Here is a 24,939-nt window from a genome sequence, read left to right as displayed (position 1 = left end):
CGTTCACCGGCGGGTGTAGGTGAGTTTCTCCCCGGTGGCGGGGTTGAGCCGTTGCAGTGTGCCGTCGGACAGCAGGGTGACCTCGGTGGCGGCGCCCGGCGTGCAGGAGGAGAGGGGCCGGCCGGTGGTGACCGTGGAGGGACCTATCTCCAGCACGCCGCCGGTGGTGGGCCGTTGGGCGAGCCGGGCGGTGAACTCGCAGTGGTACGCGTCCCCGTCGGCGACCAGCGTCAGGACCTGGTCGCCCACCTCGCCCTGGGTGAGGGTGAGCCGGCGGGTGTTGGTGCCGGGCGCGTTCTCTATGGAGGCCGTCCAGGTGCCCAGGTAGGCCGCGGGGACGGCGCCGGCCTCCGACGCGGACGGGGAGGGGGAGGAGTCCGGGCTGTCGGACGCGGCGGGGGTCGGGCTCGGCGTCGGGCTCGCGGGTGCGGTGGCCGTCGAGGCGGTGGGGCGCGCGGTGGGCGTGCCGGTGTCGCCGCCGTTCATCAGCGCGTACACCGAGCCGCCCGCGGCCAGCGCGACGACCACGGTGACCGCGACGAGCAGCACGGTGGAGCGGCCGCTGCGGCGGGGCGGTTCCTGGGGCTCGCTCCCGTGGGCGGCGTACGGGGGCTGCGGCGCGGTCACGCCGGGGCCGCCCGCCGCGTACGGGTTGTACGGCACCGGCCGCGGGTGGCCGTAGGCAGGGGGCGCGGGCTGCGGGTGCTGCTGCGGATGGCCGTACGCCGGGTGGGCCGGGGCGCCTGCGGGCCCGCCACCCGGCACCGGCGGGATGCCGGCGGCCAGCGTGGCGGTGTGGTCCGGGGAGGGGAAGTCCCCGCGCGGGCCCGAGTGCTCCGGGGCGGCCTCGCCGCCTTCCGGGTCCTCCGTCTCCAGCAGCCGCACCGCGTGCCGGCCCAGCTGGGCGACCAGGGTGTTCGGCAGCCAGGGATCGCGGGAGCGTCCCTCGGCGACGGTGTCGTGCGCGCCGGTGCGCTCCAGGATCCACTCCAGGGACGGCCGGGCGGCCGGGTCCTTGCGCAGGCAGGCGCGGACCAGGTCGGCGATGCCCTCGGGGAGGGCCGACAGGTCGGGTTCCTCCTCGGCGATGCGGAACATCAGGGCGTGGACGCCGCCGTCGGCGGAGCCGAAGGGGAGGGTGCCGGTGGCGGCGTAGGCGAGGACGGAGCCGAGGCAGAAGACGTCGCACGCGGGGGTGATCCGGTCGCCGCGCACCTGCTCGGGCGCCATGAAGCCGGGCGAGCCGATCACCGCGCCGGTGCGGGTGAGACCGCTGTCGCCGGGCACCGTCTCCAGCGCCCGCGCGACGCCGAAGTCGATGACGCGGGGGCCTTCGATGGTGACCATCACGTTGGACGGCTTCAGGTCGCGGTGGACGATCCCGGCCGCGTGGATGTTGGTGAGCGCGTGGGCGAGCCCGGCGGCCAGGATGCGGACCGACCGCTCGGGCAGCGGGCCGTGGTCGTGGGCGACGACCTGCTGGAGGCTCGGCCCGGCGACATAGCCGGTGGCGACCCAGGGCACGGCGGCCTCGGTGTCGGCGTCGAGGACGGGCGCGGTCCAGAACCCGCCGACCCGCTGGGCGTTGCGCACCTCCTGCCGGAACCGCGCCCGGAACTCCTCGCGCGCCGCCAGTTCCCGCCGGATGAGCTTCACGGCGACGGTCCGCCCGCGGTCCGAGCGGGCGAGGTAGACCTGCCCCATCCCGCCGGCCCCCAGCCGCGCGAGCAGCCGGTAGCCGCCGATGCGCTGGGGATCCCCCGGCTCCAGCTTCTCCATGGCCCCGCCGCCTCTCCCCCGCATGTGTGAACGAGCCGAGAATAATCCGGCCATTCGGGGAGTCGAGCGGTGCGGTGTCTACGGTTCCATAACGGGCGCTACGACTCCGCCACAGGCGGTTCCAGCTCGTCCAGCACCTTCGACAGCCGTTCCAGGACCCGTACGGCCTCGGCGAGCTCCGCCTCCCCGTACGCGTGGGCCAGCCGGTCGGCGAAGGACGCGTGCCCCGGGTCGATGCGGGCGATCGCGTCGCGCCCCTGCCGTGTGGGCGCCAGCAGCTTGGCGCGCCGGTGGGCCGGGTTGGGCCGGTACTCGGCGAGCCCCTGGTCCACCAGCAGGTCGGCGACGCGCTGCACGCTCTGCCGGGTGATGCCCATGGCGCGGGCGATGCCGGACACCGGCAGGGGCTCGGTCAGCACCGCGCCGAGCACCTGCCACCAGGCGGCGGTGAGCCCGGCGGGCCTGGCCAGTTCCTCGGCGACGGCGAGGAACTGGCCGTTCAGCCGGAAGACGCCGAGCGCGCTGCGGCTGAGCAGGTCCTGATGGTCACGGCTCACCGCGCGGCCGCCTCCTCCAGCACGGCGTACGCCTCCGCGTCCGAGTCGTGGAACAGCCGGTACCAGGCGTCCAGCACCTCTCCCTCGTAGACCCCGAGGAGCCGGAGGATCTCGCGGGCGAAGGCGACGGGTTCGGTGGGGCCGGCGGTGATCAGGTTGCCGTCGGTGACGGCGTCGGCGTCGACGTACCGGTCGCCGCCCGCGTACCCGGTGGCGGCCAGGTAGAAGGAGACGGCGCTGGTGTGGGCCCGGTCGTCGAGCAGGCCTTCGCGGGCGAGCCCGGCGGTGGCGCCGCAGATCGCGGCGACGGGGGTGCCGGCGTCCAGGAAGGCGCGGGCGGCGCGGGCGAACGGGGCGAGGTCGGAGGACGTGTCCCACAGGTCGGCGCCCGGGAGGATCAGCAGGGCGCCGTCCTCGGGGCGCACGTCCGCCAGGGCCAGGTCGGGGCGGACGCGGAGGCCGCCGAGGCTGCGGACCTCCTGGGTGGTGGGGCCGACGGTGCGGACGTCGTACCCGTTGCGCGCCAGGTAGGCCGTGGCGTACCCCGTTTCCCAGTCGGCGAGGGTGTCGTAGACGGCGAGATACACGGGCTTGCGGTTCATGGTTCCTCCCCGGATCCATCGATGACAGCAGCCTGTCATCTAGACAGTTTGCTGTCAAGAGTGGGGCTGCCCGCCCCGAGCCGCCCGCTCATGCGCGACAACCTGTCGCGGAAACCCCCCGTCACCCGACAGGACGCCGATACCGCTTCCGCATCGCGGACATTTACGCTCACCGCATGACCCCTCAGCCCAACCCCCAGGCCGGCGCCGCCGTGAAGGCCGCGGACCGCGCGCACGTCTTCCACTCCTGGTCCGCGCAGGAACTCATCGACCCGCTCGCCGTGGCCGGCGCGGAGGGGTCGTACTTCTGGGACTACGACGGCAGGCGCTACCTCGACCTCACCAGCGGGCTCGTCTTCACGAACATCGGCTACCAGCACCCCAAGGTCGTCGCCGCGATCCAGGAGCAGGCCGCACGCCTGACCACCTTCGCGCCCGCCTTCGCCGTCGAGGCCCGTTCCGAGGCGGCCCGGCTGATCGCCGAGCGCACCCCCGGCGACCTCGACAAGATCTTCTTCACCAACGGCGGCGCCGACGCGGTGGAGCACGCGGTGCGCATGGCGCGGCTGCACACCGGACGCGCCAAGGTGCTCTCGGCGTACCGCTCGTACCACGGCGGCACCCAGCAGGCCGTGAACATCACCGGCGACCCGCGCCGCTGGGCCTCCGACAGCGCCGCGGCCGGCGTCGTGCGCTTCTGGGCGCCCTTCCTGTACCGCTCCCGCTTCTACGCGGAGACCGAGGAGCAGGAGTGCGCGCGGGCGCTCGAACACCTGGAGACGACGATCGCCTTCGAGGGGCCGGGGACGATCGCCGCGATCATCCTGGAGACCATCCCCGGCACGGCCGGGATCATGGTGCCGCCGCCCGGCTACCTCGCCGGCGTCCGGGAGATCTGCGACAAGTACGGGATCGTCTTCGTCCTGGACGAGGTGATGGCCGGGTTCGGGCGCACCGGCGAGTGGTTCGCGGCCGACCTGTTCGGCGTGGTACCGGACCTGATGACCTTCGCCAAGGGCGTGAACAGCGGATACGTGCCGCTGGGCGGTGTGGCCGTCTCCGGCGCCATCGCGGAGACCTTCGGGAAGCGGCCCTACCCGGGCGGCCTGACGTACTCCGGGCACCCGCTGGCCTGCGCCGCCGCCGTCGCGACCATCAACGTCATGGCGGAGGAGGGCGTCGTAGAGAACGCGAAGAACCTCGGCGCGTCCGTCGTCGGGCCGGGACTGCGGGAGCTGGCGGAGCGCCACCCGAGCGTGGGCGAGGTGCGGGGCACGGGCATGTTCTGGGCCGTCGAGCTGGTGAGGAACCGCGAGACGCGCGAGCCGCTGGTGCCGTACAACGCCGCCGGTGAGGCGAACGCGCCGATGGCCGCCTTCGGCGCCGCCGCCAGGAAGGCCGGGGCGTGGCCGTTCGTCAACATGAACCGCACCCACTTCGTGCCGCCGTGCACGGCGAGCGAGTCCGAGGTGAAGGAGGGCCTGGCGGCGCTGGACGCGGCGCTGTCGGTGGCCGACGAGTACACGGAGTAGGGCGGAACGCACCGGGTTCCGGGCGCGTGGCGTGGACGCAACACGTGCGAGATCTTCGAATCCGTCGAACGCGTAAGGTGGCGTGCTCGTAGATGAGTACGAGTGCGAGTCCGGGTACGGGTACGAGTGCGAACGCGACACGAGTGCGCGTACGCGTACCCGTGCGAGACGAGTGCCCGTACGAGCACGCCATCGACGTCCGCGACGAGGAGACGCCCCGACCATGCCCGGCAGCAGCGGCAACGGCGCCGTGACCCGCAGCACCCTGCGGCAGCAGATCGCCGACGCGCTTCGCGACGAGGTGCTGGCGGGACGGCTCCAGCCGGGCCAGGAGTTCACGGTGAAGGAGATCGCCGAGCAGTACGGCGTCTCCGCGACCCCGGTCCGCGAGGCCCTGGTGGACCTGTCCGCGCAGGGCCTCCTCGACGCCGACCAGCATCGCGGCTTCCGCGTCCACGAGTACTCCGCCGACGACTTCCGGGGCATGATCGAGGCGCGCAGCCTGGTCATCGAGGGCATGTTCCTCGCCCTGGACCAGGGCCGCGGGGGCTCCCGGAACCCGCAGGACCCGCGGATCGCCGCCGCCGTCGCGGGCGTGCGCCGGCGCGCGGAGGAGGCCCAGCGCGCCGCGACCGCCGGGGACCTCACCGTCCTCATCGGCTACGACCTGCGTTTCTGGCGCGAGCTGAGCGCGCTGTTCGGCAACCCGTATCTCGTGGACTTCCTGCACCGGCTGCGCGTGCAGACCTGGGTGTGCCTGGTGCAGCACCTGCGCCGGCTGAGCGAGCTGCGCGGCCACCTATGGTCCGGCCACACCGAACTGGTCGACGCCCTGTACCGCCGCGACACCACCACCGCCCGCTCGATCCTCGAGGCATACAACGCCCACTCGATCGCGCTGATCGAGCGGCCGACGGCCGAATGAGACCGGCCGACACCGGCGGGAGGCAGGCGGCGCGGACCCGGGAGGCGGTCGTCGACCTCTCCGTCGTCATCCCCGCCTACAACGAGGAACGCCGCATCGGCCCCACCCTCGACGCCGTCACCCGCTACCTCGACCAGACCGCGTCCCGTTGGGGCAGCTGGGAGATCGTGGTCGCCGACGACGGCTCCACCGACGCCACCCGCGAGATCGTCACCCTCCGCCGCGACCCCCGTCTGCGGCTGATCACCAGCCCCGGACACCGCGGCAAGGGCCACGCCCTGCGCCTCGGGGTCACCGCCAGCCGGGGACGCCGCGTCCTCGTCACGGACGCCGATCTCGCCGCGCCCGTGGCCGAACTGGAGCAGCTGGACGAGGCGCTCGGGGAGGGACACGCGGCGGCCGTGGGATCGCGCGCGGTACCGGGGTCGACGCTCGGCGACCGCCGGCACCGGGTGCGCGAACTCCTCGGCACCGCGGGCAACTTACTCATACGCGGGACGGCCGTACGCGGGATACGCGACACCCAGTGCGGGTTCAAGCTGTTCGACGGCGAGAAGGCCCGCACCGCCTTCGCCGCGTCCCGGCTGGACGGCTGGGCCATCGACGTGGAGGTGCTGCGCCACTTCCAGCAGGCCGGCTGGCCGGTCGCCGAGGTGCCCGTGCACTGGTCGCACCGGCGCGGCTCGAAGGTCCGCCCGCTGGACTACCCACGCTTCCTGCGGGACCTGGTCCGGCTGCGGACCCCGGTGCCGAGACCCGCCGACGCCGTCGCCGCCGCCCTGTTCCTCGCGATGGCCGTGGCGCTCTACTCCGGCCGCTTCTTCGACCCGGCCCACCGCTACCTCACCGACTCCCTCCAGGACCAGAACCAGTGGGAGTGGTTCTTCGCGGTGACCGCCGACAACGTCGCCCATCTGCGCAACCCGCTCTTCAGCGACCTCCAGGGCGTCCCCGGGGGCGTGAACCTGATGGCGAACACGGCCATGCTGGGCCTGTCCGTCCCGCTCACGCCGGTCACGCTCCTCCTCGGCCCGGCCGTCACCCTGAGCCTGGTGATGACGCTGGGCCTGGCCGCCACCGCCACCGCCTGGTACTGGCTGATCGCGCGCCGGCTGGTGCCGCAGCGCGGGGCCGCCTTCGCCGGAGCCGCCCTGGCCGCCTTCGCCCCGCCGATGGTCAGCCACGCCAACGCCCACCCGAACTTCGTCGTGCTGTTCATGATCCCGCTGATCGCCGACCGGGCCCTGCGCCTGTGCGCGGGCACCCGGACCACCCGGGACGCGGTGATCCTCGGCCTGATGGCGGCCTACCAGCTCTTCCTGGGCGAGGAGCCCCTGCTGCTGGCCGCGCTCGGCATGCTGCTCTTCGCCGCCGCGTACGCCGCCGTACACCCCCGGGTGGCCCGCGCGGCCGTACGCCCCCTGCTGCGCGGCCTGGCGATCGCCGCGGCCGTCTGCCTCCCCCTCGTCGTCTATCCGCTGGCCTGGCAGTTCAACGGCCCGCAGAGCTACACCCACATCGAGCACGGCCCCGGCACCGCCAACACCGTGCGCGCCCTGCTCACCTTCGCCGAACGCTCCCTGCTCGCCGGCGACGCCGACCGCGCGAGCGCCCTCTCCCTCAACCCCACCGAGCAGAACGCCTTCTACGGCTGGCCGCTGCTCCTCCTGGCCCTCGCGATCACCGTACGGCTGTGGCGGCAGCCGGCCGTCAAGGCGCTCGCGTTCACCGCGGCCGCGGCGGCCGTCCTCTCCCTGGGCCCGCGCTTCCACGTCCCGCTCACCGGCACGACCGTCCCCGGCCCCTGGGCCCTCCTCGCCGGCCGCCCCCTGTTCGAGTCGGTCATCGAGAGCCGGGTCGCGATGGTCTGCGCCCCCGTCCTGGGCATGCTGCTCGCCCTCGCGATCGGCCGGCTGGCGGCGGCCCGCTCCCTGGGCACGCAGTACGCCGGCCTGCTCGCCGTCGGCCTCGCCCTGCTCCCCCTCGTCCCGGCCCCGCTGAGGTCCGAGCCGCGCGCCGAGGTGCCCGCCTTCTTCACGGAGGGCACCTGGAAGGCGTACGTCCGCCCCGGCGAGTCCCTCGTGCCCGTGCCGCTGCCCGAGCCGGCCGACGCCGAGGCCCTGCACTGGCAGACCGGCGCCGGCCTCGGCTTCCCGGTGCCCGGCGGCTACTTCAACGGCCCGTACGGCGAGGGCGACCGCAGCGGCGTCTACGGTGTCCCGCTGCGCTGGACGGCGAGCGTGCTCCAGGACGTGCGGGCCACGGGCGTCGCGCCGGTGATCGACGAGCGGGCCCGGGACGCCACACGCGCCGACCTCGCCCACTGGAGGGCGGGCGCGCTGGTCCTCGCCCCGCAGCCGCGCGACGAGGTGCTGCGCACGACCGTGGAAAAGCTGGTGGGCCGTCCCGGTAGATGGGTGGACGGCGTGTGGGTATGGGACCTGCACCAGGGGACGCGCAAGGGGAGCTGAGGCCGTGCCGCACCGACTACCCTTCCCTGACCGGGCAATAGCCGACGAACGCGCTGAGTGAGGAGCTCTCTTTGGCCTGTGACCTGTGGCTGGTACCGCTCGTCGACGTGTTGTGCCACACCCCCGACAACCCGTTCGCCGAGGAACTCGCGCAGTACAACAAGGTGCTCGCCGAGTCGGGACTCCCGCCCGTGCCGGTGTACCAGTACATGCCGGGCCTGTCCGGTGACGTCGCCCCCGTCGCCGGTTTCGACTACGACGCGCTGCACTTCCTGCGCCGCGCGTACCTGTTGCAGGTCTGCGGGCTCCCGGTGACGCCCGTCGACGAACTCGGCGGCGACTACGAGCAGCTCCTGGAGATGTTCGAGGCGACGGCCCAGCAGTCCCACCTGGTCTGGCACTACGACCACGCGGGCGCGTACGTCCCCGTCGACTTCCCGCAGCCGCTGTCCAACGACGAACTCCTCGCCGGGGGCGGCCCGTTGGGCTCCTCGCAGTCCCTGCTGCGGGAGCTGGAGTACGTCGCCCCGTCGATCGGCATCGACCCGGCGAACCCCCCGGCGGCTCCACAACCCCCGGCCGCGCCGACGGAGTTGGAGGAGCCGGCGGTCGCGGCGCCGTACGACCCCAGCCCGTTCGCCCGCGAGCGGCACGTCTGGCTGGGGCTGCACGCGGCGGCGACGCGGAGTCTGGCGCAGGGGTCGATGATCGTCTTCAGCTGAATGCGCCGCCGGTGGTCAGCGGCCCAGCTGGGAGAGGCCCTTCTTCACGTCGTCGAAGTTCATCACCGGCGTGTAGCTGATCTCCGCGCCGAGCTGGAGGAAGAACGGCTCGCTGAGCACCGGCATCTGGGAGCTGTCCTGCATGTCGAAGACCAGGAAGGCGGTGCGCTTGCCGTGATCGGTGGTGAAGTAGGCCGCTTCGGGCTTGATCTGCTCCACCGACTCCTGGATCAGCTTCCCCAGGGTGCCGTTCCGGATGGCCTCGTTCGCCTTCTCCGTGTCCATGGACGCCTTGAGCAGTACGCGCATCGCACTCACCTTCTTCTGGTCGACGCACGTCTGGATAGGGCTTCAGAATATGCCCGTTCACGGCATATCTCCTGCGCGGAGCAGCGGGGGCGCGGCGGGCCTTCCGAGCGAAGGCCCGCCGCACACCCGTGACCCGGCGTGTCCTACAGGAACGAGTTGATCTCGATCGTCTCGTCCCGGCCCGGGCCCACGCCGATCGCGGAGATCGGGGCGCCGGACATCTCCTCCAGCGCCTTGACGTAGTTCTGGGCGTTCTTCGGCAGGTCGCTGAAGGACTTCGCCTTGGTGATGTCCTCGGACCAGCCCGGGAGGGTCTCGTAGACCGGCTTCGCGTGGTGGAAGTCGGACTGGGAGTACGGCAGCTCCTCGACGCGCTTGCCGTCGACCTCGTAGGCGACGCAGACGGGGATCTCCTCCCAGCCGGTGAGGACGTCGAGCTTGGTGAGGAAGAAGTCCGTCAGGCCGTTGACGCGGGTCGCGTAGCGGGCGATGACGGCGTCGAACCAGCCGCAGCGGCGGTCACGGCCGGTGGTGACGCCCCGCTCGCCGCCGATGCGGCGCAGCGCCTCGCCGTCCTCGTCGAACAGCTCGGTCGGGAACGGGCCGGCGCCGACACGGGTCGTGTACGCCTTGAGGATGCCGATGACGCGGCTGATCCTCGTCGGGCCGACGCCGGCGCCGGTGCAGGCGCCGCCCGCGGTCGGGTTCGACGAGGTGACGAAGGGGTACGTGCCGTGGTCGATGTCCAGCAGCGTGCCCTGGCCGCCCTCGAAGAGGACGACCTTGTCGTTCTCCAGGGCCTGGTTGAGGACCAGGACCGTGTCGGCGACGTACGGCTGAAGCTTCTCCGCGTAGCCGAGCAGTTCCTCGACGACCTGGTCGACGGCGATCGCGCGACGGTTGTACAGCTTGGTCAGCAGCTGGTTCTTGACGTCGAGCGCCGCCTCGACCTTCTGCTGGAGAATCGACTCGTCGTACAGGTCCTGGACGCGGATGCCGACGCGGTTGATCTTGTCCGCGTAGGTCGGTCCGATGCCCCGGCCGGTGGTGCCGATCTTCCGCTTTCCGAGGAAGCGTTCCGTCACCTTGTCGACAGTCACGTTGTACGGCGTGATGATGTGCGCGTTGCCGCTGATGAGCAGCTTCGACGTGTCGACGCCGCGCTCGTTCAGACCGCTCAGCTCGGAGAGCAGGACCGACGGGTCGACAACGACGCCGTTTCCGATGACGGGTGTACATCCGGGCGAGAGGATTCCGGAAGGGAGGAGGTGGAGTGCGTACTTCTGGTCGCCCACGACGACCGTGTGGCCGGCGTTGTTGCCGCCCTGGTAGCGCACTACGTAGTCCACCGAGCCACCGAGCAGGTCGGTGGCCTTCCCCTTGCCTTCGTCACCCCACTGAGCACCGAGCAGCACAAGTGCGGGCACGCGCGTACACCCCTTCCGGGTGGGGCATGTCCAAGGTCAGGGGCGTACGCGGAGGGTGTTCCCACCGCGTGCACCGCGACCGTCGTTGGCCGCACCGCGACCGTCGTAGGTCGCACACCGTCGGACCCGGATGCCCCGGAATAGACGAAGCCCCTGGCGCAATAGCGCAAGGGGCTCTTGCACAAAGATGCTACCCGAGGAAGCGAGGCAGGACCGAGGTGGCGACTTTCGCGATGCCGGATCAGCTGCTGGTGATCATCGATCCGGTCGCCCGGAGGACGGACGGGGAGTCCGTACGAATCGCGAAAGACGTGCTCAGCGCGGGTGCGGCCGCGAAAGTGTGTCTGCCGGACGGCCCGGAGGAATTCGCCCGGATCCTGGCCCGGCGCGGCTCGCGGCGGCCGGTGGTCATCGGCGACGACCGCGCTCTGATGCGGGCGGTGGCCCTGCTGCACCGGCAGCGGGCGCTGGCCGAATGCGTGCTGTCGGTGGTGCCGGTGGGCAGCGCCCTGGGCGTCGCGCACTCCCTGGGGGTGCCCACGGGGGCCGTGGCGGCGGCGCGGGCGGTCCTCGACGGGGCCGAGCGGCGGCTGGACCTGCTCGTCGACGACAGCGACGGGGTGGTGCTCGGGGCACTGCGGATACCGGCGGTGCCCCTCGCCCCCCAGGGGGAGGCGGCGCTCGCGCAGGGGGCCCGGCCCTGGCTGCGGACGTGCCAGTCCCTCGTACGGACGCTGGTGCCCTCCCGGCCGTCCCGGATCGCCGACGACTCCGACCCGCCCGGGCCCTCGCGGCTGCGGGTGGAGGTGGACGGCGAGACGCTCGTCGACCTGGACCAGCCGGTGGAGGCGGTCTCGGTGACCCCGGACGCCTCCGGCACGGCCGCCGTGCGGGTACGGCCCCTGTCCCTGGGCGCGGAGGCGTCGCCACTGGAGGCGCGGGGCCGGACGGTGACCGTGTCGGGCGCGGACTTCCGCTACCGGGCGGACACGGCGGTGGCCGGACCGGTACGGAGACGGACGTGGACCGTGCGGGAGGGCGCACTGGGGCTGGTGCTGCCGTCGGCGTGACGGGTCAGGCCTCGGGCGGTCGCTCGGGGACGCCGGGAGAGCCGACCGGGTGCGTCACCGCCCGAAGGTCCGGTCCCGGTGGGTGCGCCAGCGGTCCATCATGGCGATCATCTCCCCCTCGAGGAACTCGAAGAAGGCGAGGGTTTCCGCGAGCCGCCGTCCCGCCGGGCTGTCGGCGCCGAGGCTCGCCACGCCCTCGCGCAGGGCGTCCTCCCACCGCTTGATGATCACCTCGCGGTTGGTGACCGCCTCGTACCACTGGTCGCTGTGCACGCGGTACCGCTCCCGGCGGGAGCCCGGCTCGCGCTCCCGTGACACCAGGCGCACCTGCGCCAGATAGCGCACCGCCCCGGAGACGGCCGCCGGGCTGATCCTCAGCCGCTCCCCGAGTTCGGCGGAGGTGAGGGTGCCGTCGTCGGAGGCGAGCAGCGCGGAGAAGACCCGGGCCGGCATCCGGGGCACCCCGGCCTCCACGAGCTGGGCGGCGAAGGACTCGACGAACCGCGACACGGCCTCCGTGTCCCGCTCGGCCTCGGCTGGTTCCCTCATGGCGCCATCGTAGCTTCGCTTCATAGGCTTCCTTAACTTCACAACTTTCTGAAATAAGCGTATGTTCTGAAGCATGACCAAGTCCCTCACGGTGTCCGGACTGCACAAGTCCTTCGGCCGTACCCACGCGCTCGACGGCCTCGACCTGGAGGTCGAGACGGGTGAGGTGCACGGCTTCCTCGGTCCCAACGGCGCCGGCAAGTCCACCGCCATCCGCGTCCTGCTCGGCCTGCTGCGCGCCGACTCCGGCACCGCCCGGATCCTCGGCCGCGATCCGTGGAAGGACGCGGTGGAGGTGCACCGCCGGATCGCGTACGTCCCCGGCGACGTGACCCTGTGGCGGAACCTGTCCGGCGGCGAGGTCATCGACCTCCTGGGCCGGCTGCGCGGAGGCCTGGACGCCCGGCGCCGCGCGGAGCTGGTCGAACGCTTCGAGCTGGACCCGACCAAGAAGGGCCGCACCTACTCCAAGGGCAACCGGCAGAAGGTCGCCCTGGTCGCCGCCTTCGCCTCGGACGTCGACCTGCTCATCCTGGACGAGCCGACCTCGGGACTGGATCCCCTGATGGAGGAGGTCTTCCAGCGGTGCGTGCGGGAGGAACGCGACCGGGGCCGTACGGTCCTGCTGTCCTCGCACATCCTGAGCGAGGTCGAGGAGCTCTGCGACCGGGTCAGCATCATCCGCAAGGGCCGCACGGTCGAGACGGGTTCGCTGGCCGACCTGCGCCATCTGACCCGCACCAGCGTCACGGCCGAACTCGCGGGCGCCCCCAACGGACTGGCCGGCCTGCCCGGCGTCCACGACCTCGACGTGCGGGGCGGGCGGGTCCGGTTGCAGGTCGACACCGACAAACTGGACGCCGTCCTGCGGTCGCTGAGCGAGTCGGGCGTCCGGTCGCTGACGTCGACGCCGCCGACCCTGGAAGAGCTGTTCCTCAGCCACTACCAGGACGGGGTGGCCGCCCGATGACGACGCTCACCGCCCGCGGGACCGGTCAACTGGCGGGCACCGGCGTTCTGGTGCGCTTCGCGCTGCGCCGCGACCGGGTGATGATCCCCGTGTGGACCGCGGTCAACACCCTGATGGTCCTGTCCATGCCGAACTCGTTGAAGGGCCTGTACGGCACGGACGCCGAACGGGCCGACCTGATGCGGCAGATGACCACCAACTCCTCGATGCGCGCCCTGGTCGGCCCCGTCTTCGACGACTCCCTCGGCGCCCTCACCGCCTGGCGCGCCGGCGTCTACGCGGGTGCGCTCGCGGCGGTGACGAGCCTGCTGATCGTCGTACGGCACACCCGTGACGAGGAGGAGAGCGGCCGCCAGGAACTCATCGCCTCCGGCATGGTGGGCCGCCGCGCCTCCCTGACGTCGGCCCTGCTGACGGCTGCCGTCGCCAACGCCGCCCTGGCGCTGCTGGTCACGGCCGGCCTCGCGGGCCACGGAACCGCCGGGGCACTGGCCCTCGGGCTGGGGCTGGCGGCCGTGGGGATGCTCTTCGCCACGACGGCGGCGATCGTCGCGCAGCTCACGGAGAGCGCGCGGCTCGCCCGGGGCCTGACCGCGGCCGTCCTGGGCGCCGCGTTCGTACTGCGCGCGGCGGGCGATTCGGCGACGGACGACGGCTCGTCGCTCCTGACGTGGCTGTCACCGCTGGGCTGGCTGGAGAACCTGCGGGCGTTCGCGGACGAACGGTGGTGGGTGCTGCTCCTGTTCGCGGCGGCGATCGCCGTACAGGGCCTGCTCGCGTACGAGCTGGCCGGCCGCCGGGACGTCGGCATGAGCTTCCTGCCCACCCGCCCGGGACCGGCCGCCGGCCGCCTCGGCACCGCCGGGGCACTGGCCTGGCGGCTGCACCGCGGCAGCGTGCTCGGCTGGAGCGTCGCCTTCTTCCTCGCCGGGGTCGTCTACGGCGGGATGACGGAGAGCGCGGCCGACCTGGTCGGTGACAACGAGCGGGCCCGCGAGGTCATCGAGCGGATGGGCGGCCAGTCGGCGATCACGGAGGCCTTCCTCTCGGCGATGGTCGGCATGCTCGGCCTGGTGGCGAGCCTCTACATCGTCGCGTCGGTGCTCCGCCTGCACGGCGAGGAGACCTCCGGCCGCGCGGAACCGGTCCTCGCGAACGCCGTCGGCCGTCTGCGGTGGGCCGCCGGCCACCTGGTCGTCGCCTTCGGCGGCGCCGCCCTGATCATGCTCGTCGGGGCCCTCGGCTTCACCGCCGGCTACGGCAAGGACCTCGGCCCCCTCCTGGCCGCCGCCCTGGTCCAGCTGCCGGCGATCTGGGTGACCGGCGGCCTGGCGGTCCTCCTCCACGGCCTGACCCCCCGCCTGGCCCCCGCCGCCTGGGGCGTGGCCGGCGCCGTCCTCCTCCTCGGCTGGATCGGCCCCGCGCTGGACGTCCCCCGGTCGGTGCTGGACCTCTCCCCGTACGGCCACCTCCCGAAGCTGCCGGGCGGCGAGATGTCCTGGACACCGGTCGCGGCCCTGACCGCCCTGGCGGCGCTGCTCGTCACGGCCGGACTGGCGGGGCTACGACGACGGGATGTGACCAGCAGCTGATGGGCGGGTCGAGCAGCTGACGCGGCGGTATCGGGGGCTGATGGGACGGATCGAGCGACTGACGGGGCGGCCCCGAGGGCTGATGGGGCGGATCGAGCAGCTGACGGGGCGGCCCCGGGGCTGCCGGGACGGGGCCAAGAGCTGACGGGAGGGGTCAAGCAGCTGATGGGACGGTCCCGGGGCTGGTGGGACGGATCGAGCAGCTGACGGGGCGGTATCGGGGCTGGCGGGACGGTCCAGGGGCTGACCGGGGGGAGCAGAGGCCGCGGGACGTGACCCCCGGCTGGGGCAAGTGGCCACCGATCGCGGGGACGTGACCCACGGCCGGGGCAAGTGACCACCGGCCGCGGGGACGTGACCCACGGCCGGGGCAAGTGACCACCGATCGAGGGGAACCCCCGGCCGCAGGGACGTGACCCACGGCCACGGGCAGGCGGCCACCGGCCGCAGGGACGTGACCCACGGCGGCCGGGATCTCAGCAGTGGACGAGAGGCCGGGCCGGGGCGGCGGGAACTCCCGTCGGGCCGGCGGCCGGGGTGTCAGAGCCGGACGGTGAGTCCCTCCAGTCCCCTGATCACGAAGTTCGGCTTGCGGCGCGGCTCCGTCGCCAGGCTCAGGGTCGGGGCCCGCTCCAGCAGGGCCGTCATCGAGGCCGCCAGCTCGATGCGGGCCAGCGGGGCGCCGATGCAGTAGTGGATGCCCGCGCTGAAGGAGATGTGCGGGTTCTCGGCGCGGGTGAGGTCCAGGCGCTCCGGGGCGGTGAAGACCGCCGGGTCGTGGTTGGCGGAGCCGAAGAGCATCGCGATCTCCGCTCCCCTCGGGATCACCGTGCCGTCGACCTCGATCTCGTCCAGGACCCACCGCTCGAAGAGCTGGAGCGGGGTGTCGTAGCGCATCAGCTCCTCCACGGCGGAGGGGACCAGGGAGCGGTCGGCGCGCAGGGCGGCCAGCTGGTCGGGGTTGCGGAACAGCGCCCACCAGCCGTTGACGGTGGCGTTCACCGTGGCCTCGTGGCCGGCGTTCAGCAGCAGGACCGCCGTCGAGATCATCTCCTGCTCGGTCAGCCGGTCCTCCTCGTCGTGGGCCGCGATCAGCCCGGAGACCAGGTCGTCACCGGGCTCCTTGCGGCGGGCGGCGATCAGCTCCCGCAGATACCCGGAGAACTCCACCGAGGCCCGCACCGCCTTGCGCGCGGTCTCCTCGGAGGGGTTCAGCTCGTACATCCCGCAGATGTCCGCCGACCAGGGCCGCAACTGCGCCCGGTCCGCCTCCGGAATCCCCAGCATCTCCGCGATCACCGCGACCGGCAGCGGCTCCGCGACATCGGTCAGCAGATCGCCGCCGCCCGCCGCGACCAACCCGTCCACCAGCTCACCGGCCAGCCGCTCCACGTACGGCTTCAGCCGCTCCACCGTGCGCGGTGTGAACGCCTTCGACACCAGGCGGCGGATCCGCGTGTGGTCCGGCGGCTCCAGGTCGAGCATCCCGTGGTCGTTGAGCGTGTGGAACGGCTCCTGGAATGCCGGCGGCGCCGTCCGCCCGAAGTCCTCGTGCGAGAACCGGTGCTGGTACGTCCGCCCCAGCCGCCGGTCGCGCAGCAGCGCCGAGACGTCCGCGTGGTGCGGAACGAGCCACTGGCCGGTGGGCTCGTAGTGGATCACGCGGCCCCGGTCACGCAACTCGGCGTAGGCGGGGTACGGGTCCGCGACGAACGCCGGGTCCCAGGGGTCGAATGCGAGAGCGGTAGGGCCTGACATGCCCGGACGCTAACCCGTCGGACCGGCCCCTGACCAGGGGTCCCTGATCTGCGGAGCATCGACGACCGACGACGACGGGGCAGATGCGCGTGCCAGGCCCCGCGCCGGGATGATCCGAAGGACACGGCCTGCTAGCCCGGCGTCACCAGCCGCGCCTCGTACGCGAACACCGCCGCCTGGGTGCGGTCCCGCAGGCCCAGCTTCACCAGGATCCTGCTGACGTGGGTCTTGATCGTGGACTCGGCGACCACCAGCCGCTCGGCGATCTCCGCGTTGGACAGGCCCTGCGCGATCAGGACGAGGACCTCCGTCTCCCGTTCGGTCAGGTCGCCGTAGGACGCCTGGGCGGTGTGGAGCAGGCGGGGGCCGTCGGTCAGCTTGGAGAACTCGGTGATCAGGCGCTTGGTGACGGACGGGGCCAGCAGGGCCTCGCCGGAGGCCACCACCCGCACCCCGTCGGCGAGTTGGCGTGCCGAGGCGTCCTTCAGGAGGAAGCCCGAGGCTCCCGCGCGCAGGGCCTGGTAGACGTACTCGTCGAGGTCGAAGGTGGTCAGCACGAGCACCTTGGCCGTGTCGTCCGAGGCGACGATCTCCCTCGTCGCCTCGATGCCGTTCAGCTCGGGCATGCGGATGTCCATCAGGACGACGTCCGGAGCCAGCTCCCGGACGCGTTCCACCGCCTCACGGCCGTTGACCGCCTCGCCGACGACCTCGATGTCCGGCATCGCGTTCAGCAGGACGGAGAAGCCCTCGCGGACCATCATCTGGTCGTCCGCGATCAGTACCCGGATCGTCATGCTCCACCCTCGTCCGCGGAGGCCAGCGCCACGGGCAGGAACACCGTCACCTCGTAGCCCCCGCCGGGCACCGCGTCCGCCGTCATCTCGCCGTTCAGCATGGTCACCCGTTCCCGCATGCCCGTGATGCCGTGCCCGGCGCCGGGCGAGGGCTTCAGCAGGGAGGGGTTGGGCGGCGGACCGTTGACTATGCGCAGCCCCAGGCCGCCGAGGACGTAGCCGATCTCGACGCGGGCGCCCGCCCCGGGCGCGTGCCGCAGGGTGTTGCTCAGGGCCTCCTGGACGATGCGGTACGCCGACAGCTCCACCCCCGGCGGGAGTTCGCGCACCGCTCCGGTCACCACCTTCTCCACCTCCAGGCCCGCCTCCCGCACGTTGGCGAGCAGCGCGTCCAGCTCGGCGAGCGTGGGCTGGGGGGTGTCCGGGGCCTCGTAGTCCTCGGCGCGGACGACGCCCAGCACCCGGCGCAGCTCCGTGAGGGCCGCCACCGCGTTCTCCCGGATCGTGGCGAACGCCTTCTCCAGCTCCGGCGGCGGGTTCTCCACCCGGTAGGGCGCGGCCTCCGCCTGGATGGCGACCACCGACATGTGGTGGGCGACCACGTCGTGCAGCTCACGGGCGATCGTGGTGCGCTCCTCCAGCAGGGTGCGCCGGGAGCGCTCGTGCTCGGTCACCGTCTGCTGGGCCGTCACCTCCTGCTCGGCCTGCCGGCGTATCTGCCAGACGGTCACGGCGAGCAGTGCCAGCGCGGAGAAGACCAGCATCGGCGCGACGTTGTTGCTGGAGTGGCCCCAGCTGAAGGCGGTCTCCGCGACGAAACCGTAGGCGGCCGTCAGCAGCCACATCCATGCCGCCGTGCGCGGCCGGGTGCGTATGGCGACGACCGTGAGCACCACCAGGTGGGAGACGAAACTGCCCGGCAGCCAGGGCCAGTTGCTCCACGCCGTGCCGACGGCGGCGACGAGCGTGGTCGAGACGAGCGACAACCAGAACGCGCCGACCGGCCGGACCAGCGTCAACAGGACCGGGACCAGCGCGAGCAGACCGCAGATGACGGGCGTCGTGGTGGAACCGTCGTCGTCCACCCAGGCGACCAGCATCGCCAGCAGACCGCCCGCCACGACCAGCGCGTGCGCCCGCCAGGCCGCGTACTCCCGCTTGCGGCCCGTCAGCCGGCGGGTGAGGAAGCCGTCGGGCTCCCTGGGGGGCAGCGGCCGGTAGGCGAAGGCGTCCTGGAACAGGTCCTCGCGCAGGCCTCGCAGGGCGCCCATGGCCGCCCGGAACTCCGGGCTGCGCGGCCGGTAGGCGCCGTACGGGTTGTCCGGGGGCGTCATGTGCGTCTGCGTCGTCTCTGTCACATCGAAAACGGTAGGCGGAGGCCCACGTCGCGGTCGTCACCAGTGAGGGGGGTTCTGTGGAATCCGTCTCAGGTACTACGGGTGGCAGAGCGCCCACGTCAGTACCCGGCCGGTCTCACCAGACCCGACTCGTACGCGAACACCGCCGCCTGGGTGCGGTCCCGCAGGCCCAGCTTCACCAGGATGCGGCCCACGTGCGTCTTCACGGTCTGCTCGGCGACGACGAGGTGACCGGCGATCTCCGCGTTGGACAGGCCCTGCGCGATCAGTGTGAGGACCTCCGTCTCGCGTTCGGTGAGGTCGCCGACGCGCTCCTTCAGCGGGGCCCGGGGCGTGCCGTTCAGGCGGGAGAACTCGGAGATCAGCTTGCGGGTGATGCCGGGCGCGAGCAGGGCGTCGCCGGCCGCGACGACCCGGACCGCCTCCGCGAGCTGGTCGGCGGAGGCGTCCTTCAGCAGGAACCCGGACGCGCCGGCGCGCAGTGCCTCGTACACGTACTCGTCGAGGTCGAAGGTGGTGAGGACGAGGACCTTGATGTGCGGGGTCGCGACGGTGATGCGGCGGGTGGCCTCGATACCGCCGAGCTCGGGCATGCGGATGTCCATCAGGACGACGTCCGGGGACAGCTCGGCGACCTGGGCGACGGCGTCGAGGCCGTCGACCGCCTGCCCGATCACCTCGATGCCCGGGTGGGCGTTGAGCAGCACGGTGAAGCCCTGCCGGACCATCTGCTGGTCGTCGGCGATCACTACGCGGATGGTGCCGCTCGTCATGGCGTTCCTTCGTCGGTCGAGGGCGATGCCGGACCCGTGGTGGCACTCCCCCGCGGGGCTCCGCCCGTCTCGGTTCCACCCGTCTGGGTCGTGCCCGGCCCAGGTCTGTCCGGCCCAGGTCTGTCCGGCCCGGTTCCGTCCGGCCCGGTTCCGTCCGGCATCCGGGGCGGGTCGTCCGGGAAGAGCAGTTCGAGGCCCTCGGGGGTTCCGGGGTCCCCGGGGGTTTCCGGGTCCCCGGCGGGCGGGGCCGTGGTGCCGTTCTTCGGGAGGAACGCCGACACCGTGAATCCGCCGTGCAGCGTCGGGGTCGCCGTGACGTGACCGCCCAGCATCGCGGCCCGCTCCCGCATGCCCAGCAGGCCGTGACCCGCCCCCGGGGAGGGTGTCACGGGCCCGTCCGGGCGGGAGTTGGTGACCTCCAGGTGCACGCCGCGCGAGTCGTGGGTGATCCCGACGCGCACGCGGGAACCGGGCGCGTGCCGCAGGGCGTTGCTGAGAGCCTCCTGCACGATCCGGTACGCCGACAGCTGCACGCCCGGCGGATACCCGGACGCCTCGCCCCGCACCTCGGCGGCGACGCGCAGTCCGGCGGCGCGGGTGTTGTCGATGAGGGCGTCGAGGCGGTCGAGGGTGGGCTGAGGGGTGTCCGGCGCGGTGCCGGTGCCGGCCGCGCCGAGGCCGTAGGGGTCCTCGGGGTTCTCGGAACGCAGCACGCCGAGCACCCGGCGCAGTTCGGTGAGCGCTTCCAGGGCGTTCTCGCGGATGCCGGCGAGGTTCTCCTTCAGCTCCTCGGACGGGTTGTCCACCAGGTGGGGGGCGACCTGGGCCTGGATGGAGATCACCGACATGTGGTGGGCGACCACGTCGTGCAGTTCGCGCGCGATGCGGTTGCGCTCCTCCAGCAGGGTGCGGCGGGCACGTTCCTCGGCGGTGATGGTCTCCTGCTCGACGAGCTGGGTGCGCGCCTCGCCGAGACCGCGGAAGGCGGTGCCGACGAGGACGACCGCACCGAAGATCCCCACGGACGTGACACCTGTCGAGGTGTAGGTCGCCCCGCCGATCAGTCCCTGGACCACCCAGGTCGCCACGCCGGTGCCGGCCAGAACGGCGAAGGACACCCGGGGGTGCACGCGGAGCGCCAGGAACAGGAACACCACGGCGTGGGCGAAAACTTCGGAAGCGGTCCAGGGCCAGGCGGGACCCGGGAGCGGATGGCCCTGGAGGGTCGGCCGGGCGGCCACCGCGGCGACGACGGTGCCGGCCAGGGACAGCGCCCAGGCGGGGAGGGGCCGCCACAGGGCGAGGACGACGGCCGCGCCCTGTGCGAACCCGGTCAGCACCGCGAGTTCCGTGCCCAGGTGGTAGCGACCCATCTGCTCCGTGCCGGCCAGTGAGACGCCGAGGGCGATCCAGCACATCAGCAGGTACCCCGGCACGCGCAGCCAGCGCAGTCTGCGCCAGGGCGGGGAACCGGAGGAGCGGCGACCGTCGCGGATGGCACGGAGACGGGGGAAGCGGCGCCGTCCGAGGGGGGCGGACGCGGGGGCGGCGGGGTGGGGTGGGGTGGTCGTCTCCTCGCCGGTCACGGACTCAACCCTAGGCATCGCGGGCGGCCTTCGCTTCCGTCGGTGTGGAACGGTGGTGGACGCGGACCACCCGGGACCGGTGGCCGGCGGGCCGACGCGGCCCCTGTTCGCCGGTCCGGAAGGCCACCCAGCACACCGCCAGCGCCAGCGCGAAGACCGGCAACCACAGCAGCCGCGCCCCCACCCAGCCCAAGCCGTCCGGCACCGTGTGCAGGCCGGGGAGGCGGCCCGCGAGGAGGCCCGTCGCGGTGGTCGCCATCAGGGCGGTCTGGTGCCAGAGGAAGACCGTCATCGCGGACAGGTTGACCAACGCCACCGCCGCCCAGGCGAGCGGGCGTCGCATCGCTCCACGCAGTCGGTCGCGCAGCAGCAGGGCCGCGCCGCACTGCGCCAGACCGAAGGTGACGGCCGCCAGCGTCGGCGGGTTGAGGTTGGAGACGGCCTCATCGGGCACGCCCACCATCGACGCCGGATAGCCCGCCCACGCCACCAGCACCGCCGTCACCACCGCCCCGCCGGTGAGCAGGACCCAGCCCGCGCGCGGGCGCTCCAGTTCGCCGCGCGTCCACGCCGCGCCCAGGGTGTACGGCACCAGCCAGCCCGCCGCCACGTTCACCCAGCCGAGCCAGGAGGGGCCGCCCAGGCCGAAGCGGAACAGGTCCACGTGGAGGACGACGGCCAGCGGCCACAGCGGGCCGAGGCGGGCCAGCAGCGGGGTCGCCGCCGTCAGCGCCGCGAACACCAGCAGGAACCACAGCGGGGACAGCGCGAGCTTCACCAGTGTCCGCACGGTGACGAGGGACGCGCCGCAGAGCAGGAGGCAGAGGGCGGTCGTCGTCCACAGGGCGAGCAGGGCCGCCACCGGCCCGAACAGCCTGGACAGACGTGCCCGAAGCCACGCCCGGTACGTGCCGCCCCTGGCGCGGGCCGAGGCGTGGCTCTTCGTCGCCACGTGGCCGCCCACCATGAAGAACACCGCGAGCGTCTGGAACGTCCAGGACACCGGCGCCAGCCAGGGCATGTGCGCGAGGGGGCTCGCGGCGCGGAGGGTGCCGCCGTCCGCGACGAGAGCGGTGACCAGCCAGTGGCCGAGGACGACGCCGAGGATCGCGAAGGCTCGCAGGGCGTCCACGGCTCGGTCCCGGTGGGCCGGCGTCGAAGCCTCGATGGTGCGGGCTGCCCGGCGTACGGCGGCTTTCACGGGGAAGGGCCTCTCACGCATGGGTGACCTCCGTGGTCTCGCCCAGGACGATCCGGGTGAGGTTGGCCAGGGAGGCCGAGCCCGGGCGGAAGTAGTCGCTGTGGCCGGCGTCGCCGGCGGTGAAGACGCGGGCGCCGAAGGAGGGGGCGACCGGGTCGGTGCCGAAGCCGACCGTCGTGCCGAACAGGTCGACGCTGGCGTGTGGCACCTCGGCCACCCAGTCGTCGGCTCCCCGGGCCGCCCAGACCCGTGCGCGGGTGCGCAGGGCCGTGACCGAGTCGGCGCCCGTGCCCGGGCTGCCGAGGAGGACCAGGTCGTCCACGTCCAGACCGGCCGCGGCACGGCCGCACACCACAGAGCCGTAGGAGTGGCACAGGAGGCTGACGTGAGTGTCCGGGCCGGTGAGGGCGTGCAGCCCGCGTATGAACTCCCGCAGGGCCGGGGCCGCTTCGTCGGCGCGGTCGGTGGTGAGGACGGTGGAGCTGACCGTGCCCGGGGTGGTGTAGCCGAGCCAGGCGACCACCGCGGTGGACGTGCCCGCGGGGGCCTGCCCGGTGAGCCGCCGGTGCAGGGCTGCCGCGGCCTCGTGGAACCGCTCGTAGGTGTCCAGCGAGGTGTCGGAGCCGGGTACGAGAACCGCGACGCGATCGGCGTGGGCGAGGTCTCCGAAGATTTCCGCCAGACGGCCGGCGCCGCGGCCGTCGTAGGAGAGGAGTCTGCGGGAGGGCGCCGCCACCGCGCGGTCCGCCGCCGCGCGGTGCGCGTCCCCGTGGGCCGCCGCCATCCGGGACGCCAGCTCGGCGTTGGCCCGGTTCGCCGCGTACGTCCGATCCAGGGTCGCCGCCGTCACCGGGGCGAGGGCGGCGGGGGCCGGGGCGGGGATGGCCGGCCGGGCCGCGGCCGTGAGCGGGACGACCACGGCGGCGGTGACGAGGACGGCGAGAAGGACGCGGATCCGACGGCGGAGAAGGCTCCCCTCGCCAGGGGCCGTCCCGCCCCGGAAAGCGACCCCACGACGGGAGGCGGCCTCACGGCGGGAAGCGGCCCCACGGCGAGAAGCGACCCGGCTGCGGAAGGCGATCCCACGGCGAGAGGCCATCCCGCCACGGGAGGGAACCCCATACCCACCGCGCGCCGTTCCGTCCTCACGGCCCCGTCCTGCCCGACGGCCCTTCCCCGCGCCGACCCCCATGACCCCGGCCCTCCCCCTCCAGTCCGCCCGGCCCTCGGACGTCCCTGGTGGGGAAATTACGGATCAGCCGTCGTCGCTCGCGTCCCACCGCAGAGCTGTCCTCGCACGTAGCTCTCAGGTATTACGGGTATGACGGGACAGCGGAGCGGACCCCCACGGCACGGACCCGCACGGTGCGGACCCCTGGCGCGGACCCCTGGCGCGGACCCCGACCAAAGCCGCCACCACAGCACGAACCCTCATGCCAAAGCCGCCCACCACGCCCAGGACCACTCACCACCACAAGGCCACTCACAGCCACAAGGCCACTCACCACGCCAGCTGTGCGATCTCCTCCGCCACCACCGCGCACGCGTCCGCCGCCGGATCGATCAGCGGGAAGTGTCCGACGTCCTCCAGCAGCGTCAGACCCACCACCTCCCCCGCCTTCGCCGCCGCGTCCGCGTACGACTCGGCGACCGCCTGCGGGACGACCAGGTCGGTGCGGCCCTGGACCAGGGTCGTCGCGATGCCGGTCGGCACCAGGAGCGCGGGGTCGGCGTACGGCCGGCGTTCGGCGAAGTGCTCGTCCCCGCCTAGGAGTTGGCGGGACGCGCCGCCGCAGACGTCCAGTTTGTCGGCGACCTCGAAGTCGGCGATCGGGGCGAGCGCGACCACGCCCCGCAGTGCGGCGGGACCGCTGGTGCGCCAGGGCGCGTCGGCGGGCAGCAGGTGCCGGGCCGCGGCCCACAGGGCGAGGTGCCCGCCCGCCGAGTGACCGGTGAGCACGGTGCGGCGCGCGTCGGCCTGCGGCAGGGCCTCACGGACGAGACCCGGGAGCGCGTCCAGGGCGGCGGCGACGTCGTCGAGGGTGTCGGGCCAGCGGCCCGCGACCGGAGACGGCCCGGAGGGCTCGCCCTCCGCGCCCCGCCGGTACTCCACGTTGGCCACGGCGAACCCGCGCCGCGCCAGGAAGCCGGCGAACGGTGTGATGTGCCGCCGGTCGTACGGTGCCCGCCAGGCACCCCCGTGCAGGACGACGACCAGCGGGGCGGGGACACCCGGGCCGCCCGTTCCCGCCGTTTCCCGCGGCGCGTAGAAGTCGATCACCTGGTCGGGGTGGTCGCCGTAGGCGGCGGTGGTGTCGGGGTCGACCGCCGGGTGCGAGAAGGCCGACTCCTCTTCGGCGGCGGCCCGGGCTGCGACGACGTCGTCCGGCATGCTCCAACCTCTCAGCAACGAAACGTATTTGGACGGAACGGATGTGGCGGACCAGGTGGGGATTCGGCCGTTGGCGGGGACGGTATCAGGACCGTGACGTGCGCGGACACGGGCATGTCACGCTCGGTGAGGACTGAACGGTTCCACAGTGTCGCCCGGCTGACATCATGGCCCGTTCACCGCCCGTACGCGCACCTCCGCGCGCCCGAAGAGGGAGGTCATGTCCGCCGAGCCCGGCACCGTGCGCCCCGGCGGGCGTACCGCACGTGTGCGTACGGCCGTGCTGCGGGCGACCACTCGGCAAGGGGCACTGGCCGCGGGTTGTGATCGCGGCGGCGTGCGACGAGCGGGCGGCCGGCGCACTGCGGCGGTTCCTCGAGGTGCCGGCGGCGGAGCAGGCGGCCCGGCCCGCTCACGCCGCTGCCGTGGCCGGGACGTACGTCCGTTCGCGGGGAGCGTCCGGCGAGGTGCCGGCGCCCCCGCCGGGCCGTGGGGGGGGGGGGCCCCCCCCCGGCGGGGGGGGCGGCCCCCCCCCCCCCCCCACCCCCCCCCCCCCCCCCCCCCCCCCG

At 73.2% G+C, this 24,939-nt stretch carries 21 protein-coding genes and 1 pseudogene; 8 read left to right on the top strand and 14 right to left on the bottom strand.

The genetic code is table 11. The features are described from left to right. Positions 1–3: 3 nt before the first annotated feature. The 3 genes from ACF1A1_RS07195 to ACF1A1_RS07185 form a co-directional block, all read right to left on the bottom strand. Positions 4–1,779, bottom strand: a complete 1,776-nt coding sequence (locus tag ACF1A1_RS07195; RefSeq protein WP_391646282.1) for a serine/threonine-protein kinase — start codon at positions 1,777–1,779, stop codon at positions 4–6. Positions 1,780–1,877: 98 nt separating this feature from the next. Further along, the gene (locus ACF1A1_RS07190) at positions 1,878–2,336 is read right to left on the bottom strand and encodes a MarR family winged helix-turn-helix transcriptional regulator (RefSeq protein WP_391646280.1); all 459 of its coding nucleotides are present in this window, start codon (positions 2,334–2,336) and stop codon (positions 1,878–1,880) included. After that, positions 2,333–2,938: a DJ-1/PfpI family protein gene (locus ACF1A1_RS07185; RefSeq protein WP_391646278.1), complete on the bottom strand. Its 606-nt coding sequence runs from the start codon at positions 2,936–2,938 to the stop codon at positions 2,333–2,335. Before ACF1A1_RS07185 ends, ACF1A1_RS07190 begins: the two co-directional genes overlap by 4 nt. Before the next feature lie 176 nt (positions 2,939–3,114). On the opposite strand from ACF1A1_RS07185, the gene ACF1A1_RS07180 reads away from it, so the two are divergent. The 4 genes from ACF1A1_RS07180 to ACF1A1_RS07165 all read left to right on the top strand — a co-directional run bounded on the left by ACF1A1_RS07180 (position 3,115) and on the right by ACF1A1_RS07165 (position 8,588). Then, positions 3,115–4,470 (top strand): aspartate aminotransferase family protein, encoded by a 1,356-nt coding sequence (locus tag ACF1A1_RS07180; protein ID WP_391646276.1) that lies wholly within the window; start codon positions 3,115–3,117, stop codon positions 4,468–4,470. Positions 4,471–4,693: 223 nt separating this feature from the next. Beyond that, positions 4,694–5,395 carry a GntR family transcriptional regulator gene (locus ACF1A1_RS07175; protein ID WP_391646274.1) on the top strand — a complete coding sequence of 234 codons (702 nt, stop codon included), beginning with the start codon at positions 4,694–4,696 and terminating at the stop codon, positions 5,393–5,395. After that, entirely contained in the window at positions 5,392–7,866 is a 2,475-nt protein-coding gene (locus ACF1A1_RS07170) for a glycosyltransferase (RefSeq protein ID WP_391646272.1), read from the top strand. The genes ACF1A1_RS07175 and ACF1A1_RS07170 overlap by 4 nt, the downstream gene beginning before the upstream one ends. Before the next feature lie 71 nt (positions 7,867–7,937). Next, entirely contained in the window at positions 7,938–8,588 is a 651-nt protein-coding gene (locus ACF1A1_RS07165; protein WP_391646270.1) for a hypothetical protein, read from the top strand. Between the two features lie 15 nt (positions 8,589–8,603). Here ACF1A1_RS07165 and ACF1A1_RS07160 read toward each other — a convergent pair whose 3' ends face one another. Together ACF1A1_RS07160 and ACF1A1_RS07155 are read right to left on the bottom strand one after the other, a co-directional pair. Then, positions 8,604–8,897 (bottom strand): hypothetical protein, encoded by a 294-nt coding sequence (locus ACF1A1_RS07160; RefSeq protein ID WP_391646268.1) that lies wholly within the window; start codon positions 8,895–8,897, stop codon positions 8,604–8,606. A 143-nt stretch (positions 8,898–9,040) separates the two neighbouring features. Then, on the bottom strand, positions 9,041–10,324 hold the full coding sequence (locus ACF1A1_RS07155; protein ID WP_391646266.1) for an adenylosuccinate synthase: 1,284 nt from the start codon (positions 10,322–10,324) through the stop codon (positions 9,041–9,043). 233 nt (positions 10,325–10,557) lie between these two features. Between ACF1A1_RS07155 and ACF1A1_RS07150 the strand changes: the two genes are divergently transcribed. Continuing rightward, positions 10,558–11,394 (top strand): diacylglycerol kinase, encoded by an 837-nt coding sequence (locus ACF1A1_RS07150; protein ID WP_391646265.1) that lies wholly within the window; start codon positions 10,558–10,560, stop codon positions 11,392–11,394. Positions 11,395–11,448: 54 nt separating this feature from the next. Here ACF1A1_RS07150 and ACF1A1_RS07145 read toward each other — a convergent pair whose 3' ends face one another. After that, positions 11,449–11,943: a GbsR/MarR family transcriptional regulator gene (locus tag ACF1A1_RS07145; RefSeq protein WP_391646263.1), complete on the bottom strand. Its 495-nt coding sequence runs from the start codon at positions 11,941–11,943 to the stop codon at positions 11,449–11,451. A gap of 73 nt (positions 11,944–12,016) precedes the next feature. On the opposite strand from ACF1A1_RS07145, the gene ACF1A1_RS07140 reads away from it, so the two are divergent. Together ACF1A1_RS07140 and ACF1A1_RS07135 are read left to right on the top strand one after the other, a co-directional pair. After that, entirely contained in the window at positions 12,017–12,913 is an 897-nt protein-coding gene (locus ACF1A1_RS07140; RefSeq protein WP_391646261.1) for an ATP-binding cassette domain-containing protein, read from the top strand. Then, on the top strand, positions 12,910–14,505 hold the full coding sequence (locus ACF1A1_RS07135) for an ABC transporter permease (RefSeq protein ID WP_391646259.1): 1,596 nt from the start codon (positions 12,910–12,912) through the stop codon (positions 14,503–14,505). Before ACF1A1_RS07140 ends, ACF1A1_RS07135 begins: the two co-directional genes overlap by 4 nt. A gap of 540 nt (positions 14,506–15,045) precedes the next feature. On the opposite strand, the gene ACF1A1_RS07130 is transcribed toward ACF1A1_RS07135, so the two are convergent. The 8 genes from ACF1A1_RS07130 to ACF1A1_RS07095 form a co-directional block, all read right to left on the bottom strand. Next, a complete protein-coding gene (locus ACF1A1_RS07130; protein ID WP_391646257.1) occupies positions 15,046–16,263 on the bottom strand; it encodes a cytochrome P450 in 1,218 nt (405 codons plus the stop codon). A 131-nt stretch (positions 16,264–16,394) separates the two neighbouring features. Then, positions 16,395–17,060, bottom strand: coding sequence for a response regulator (locus tag ACF1A1_RS07125; protein WP_391646255.1), 666 nt, complete (start codon positions 17,058–17,060; stop codon positions 16,395–16,397). Further along, positions 17,057–18,418, bottom strand: a complete 1,362-nt coding sequence (locus ACF1A1_RS07120) for a histidine kinase (RefSeq protein ID WP_391646253.1) — start codon at positions 18,416–18,418, stop codon at positions 17,057–17,059. Before ACF1A1_RS07120 ends, ACF1A1_RS07125 begins: the two co-directional genes overlap by 4 nt. Before the next feature lie 98 nt (positions 18,419–18,516). Then, positions 18,517–19,191, bottom strand: coding sequence for a response regulator (locus tag ACF1A1_RS07115; RefSeq protein ID WP_391646251.1), 675 nt, complete (start codon positions 19,189–19,191; stop codon positions 18,517–18,519). After that, a complete protein-coding gene (locus ACF1A1_RS07110) occupies positions 19,188–20,795 on the bottom strand; it encodes a sensor histidine kinase (RefSeq protein ID WP_391646249.1) in 1,608 nt (535 codons plus the stop codon). The genes ACF1A1_RS07115 and ACF1A1_RS07110 overlap by 4 nt, the downstream gene beginning before the upstream one ends. Beyond that, positions 20,788–21,999 carry an acyltransferase gene (locus tag ACF1A1_RS07105; protein WP_391646247.1) on the bottom strand — a complete coding sequence of 404 codons (1,212 nt, stop codon included), beginning with the start codon at positions 21,997–21,999 and terminating at the stop codon, positions 20,788–20,790. The genes ACF1A1_RS07110 and ACF1A1_RS07105 overlap by 8 nt, the downstream gene beginning before the upstream one ends. Further along, positions 21,992–23,077: an alpha/beta hydrolase gene (locus ACF1A1_RS07100; protein WP_391646245.1), complete on the bottom strand. Its 1,086-nt coding sequence runs from the start codon at positions 23,075–23,077 to the stop codon at positions 21,992–21,994. Before ACF1A1_RS07100 ends, ACF1A1_RS07105 begins: the two co-directional genes overlap by 8 nt. Positions 23,078–23,479: 402 nt before the next feature. Then, entirely contained in the window at positions 23,480–24,370 is an 891-nt protein-coding gene (locus ACF1A1_RS07095) for an alpha/beta hydrolase (RefSeq protein ID WP_391646243.1), read from the bottom strand. Between the two features lie 220 nt (positions 24,371–24,590). Here ACF1A1_RS07095 and ACF1A1_RS07090 point away from each other — a divergent pair. Next, positions 24,591–24,662 (top strand): annotated as a pseudogene (locus ACF1A1_RS07090) (TetR family transcriptional regulator); the annotation flags it as partial. Between the last annotated feature and the right edge of the window lie 277 nt (positions 24,663–24,939).

This window comes from Streptomyces sp. NPDC014995 (assembly GCF_043080745.1).
Lineage (GTDB): Bacteria > Actinomycetota > Actinomycetes > Streptomycetales > Streptomycetaceae > Streptomyces.
This window is presented reverse-complemented; position numbering and strand designations above follow the sequence as displayed.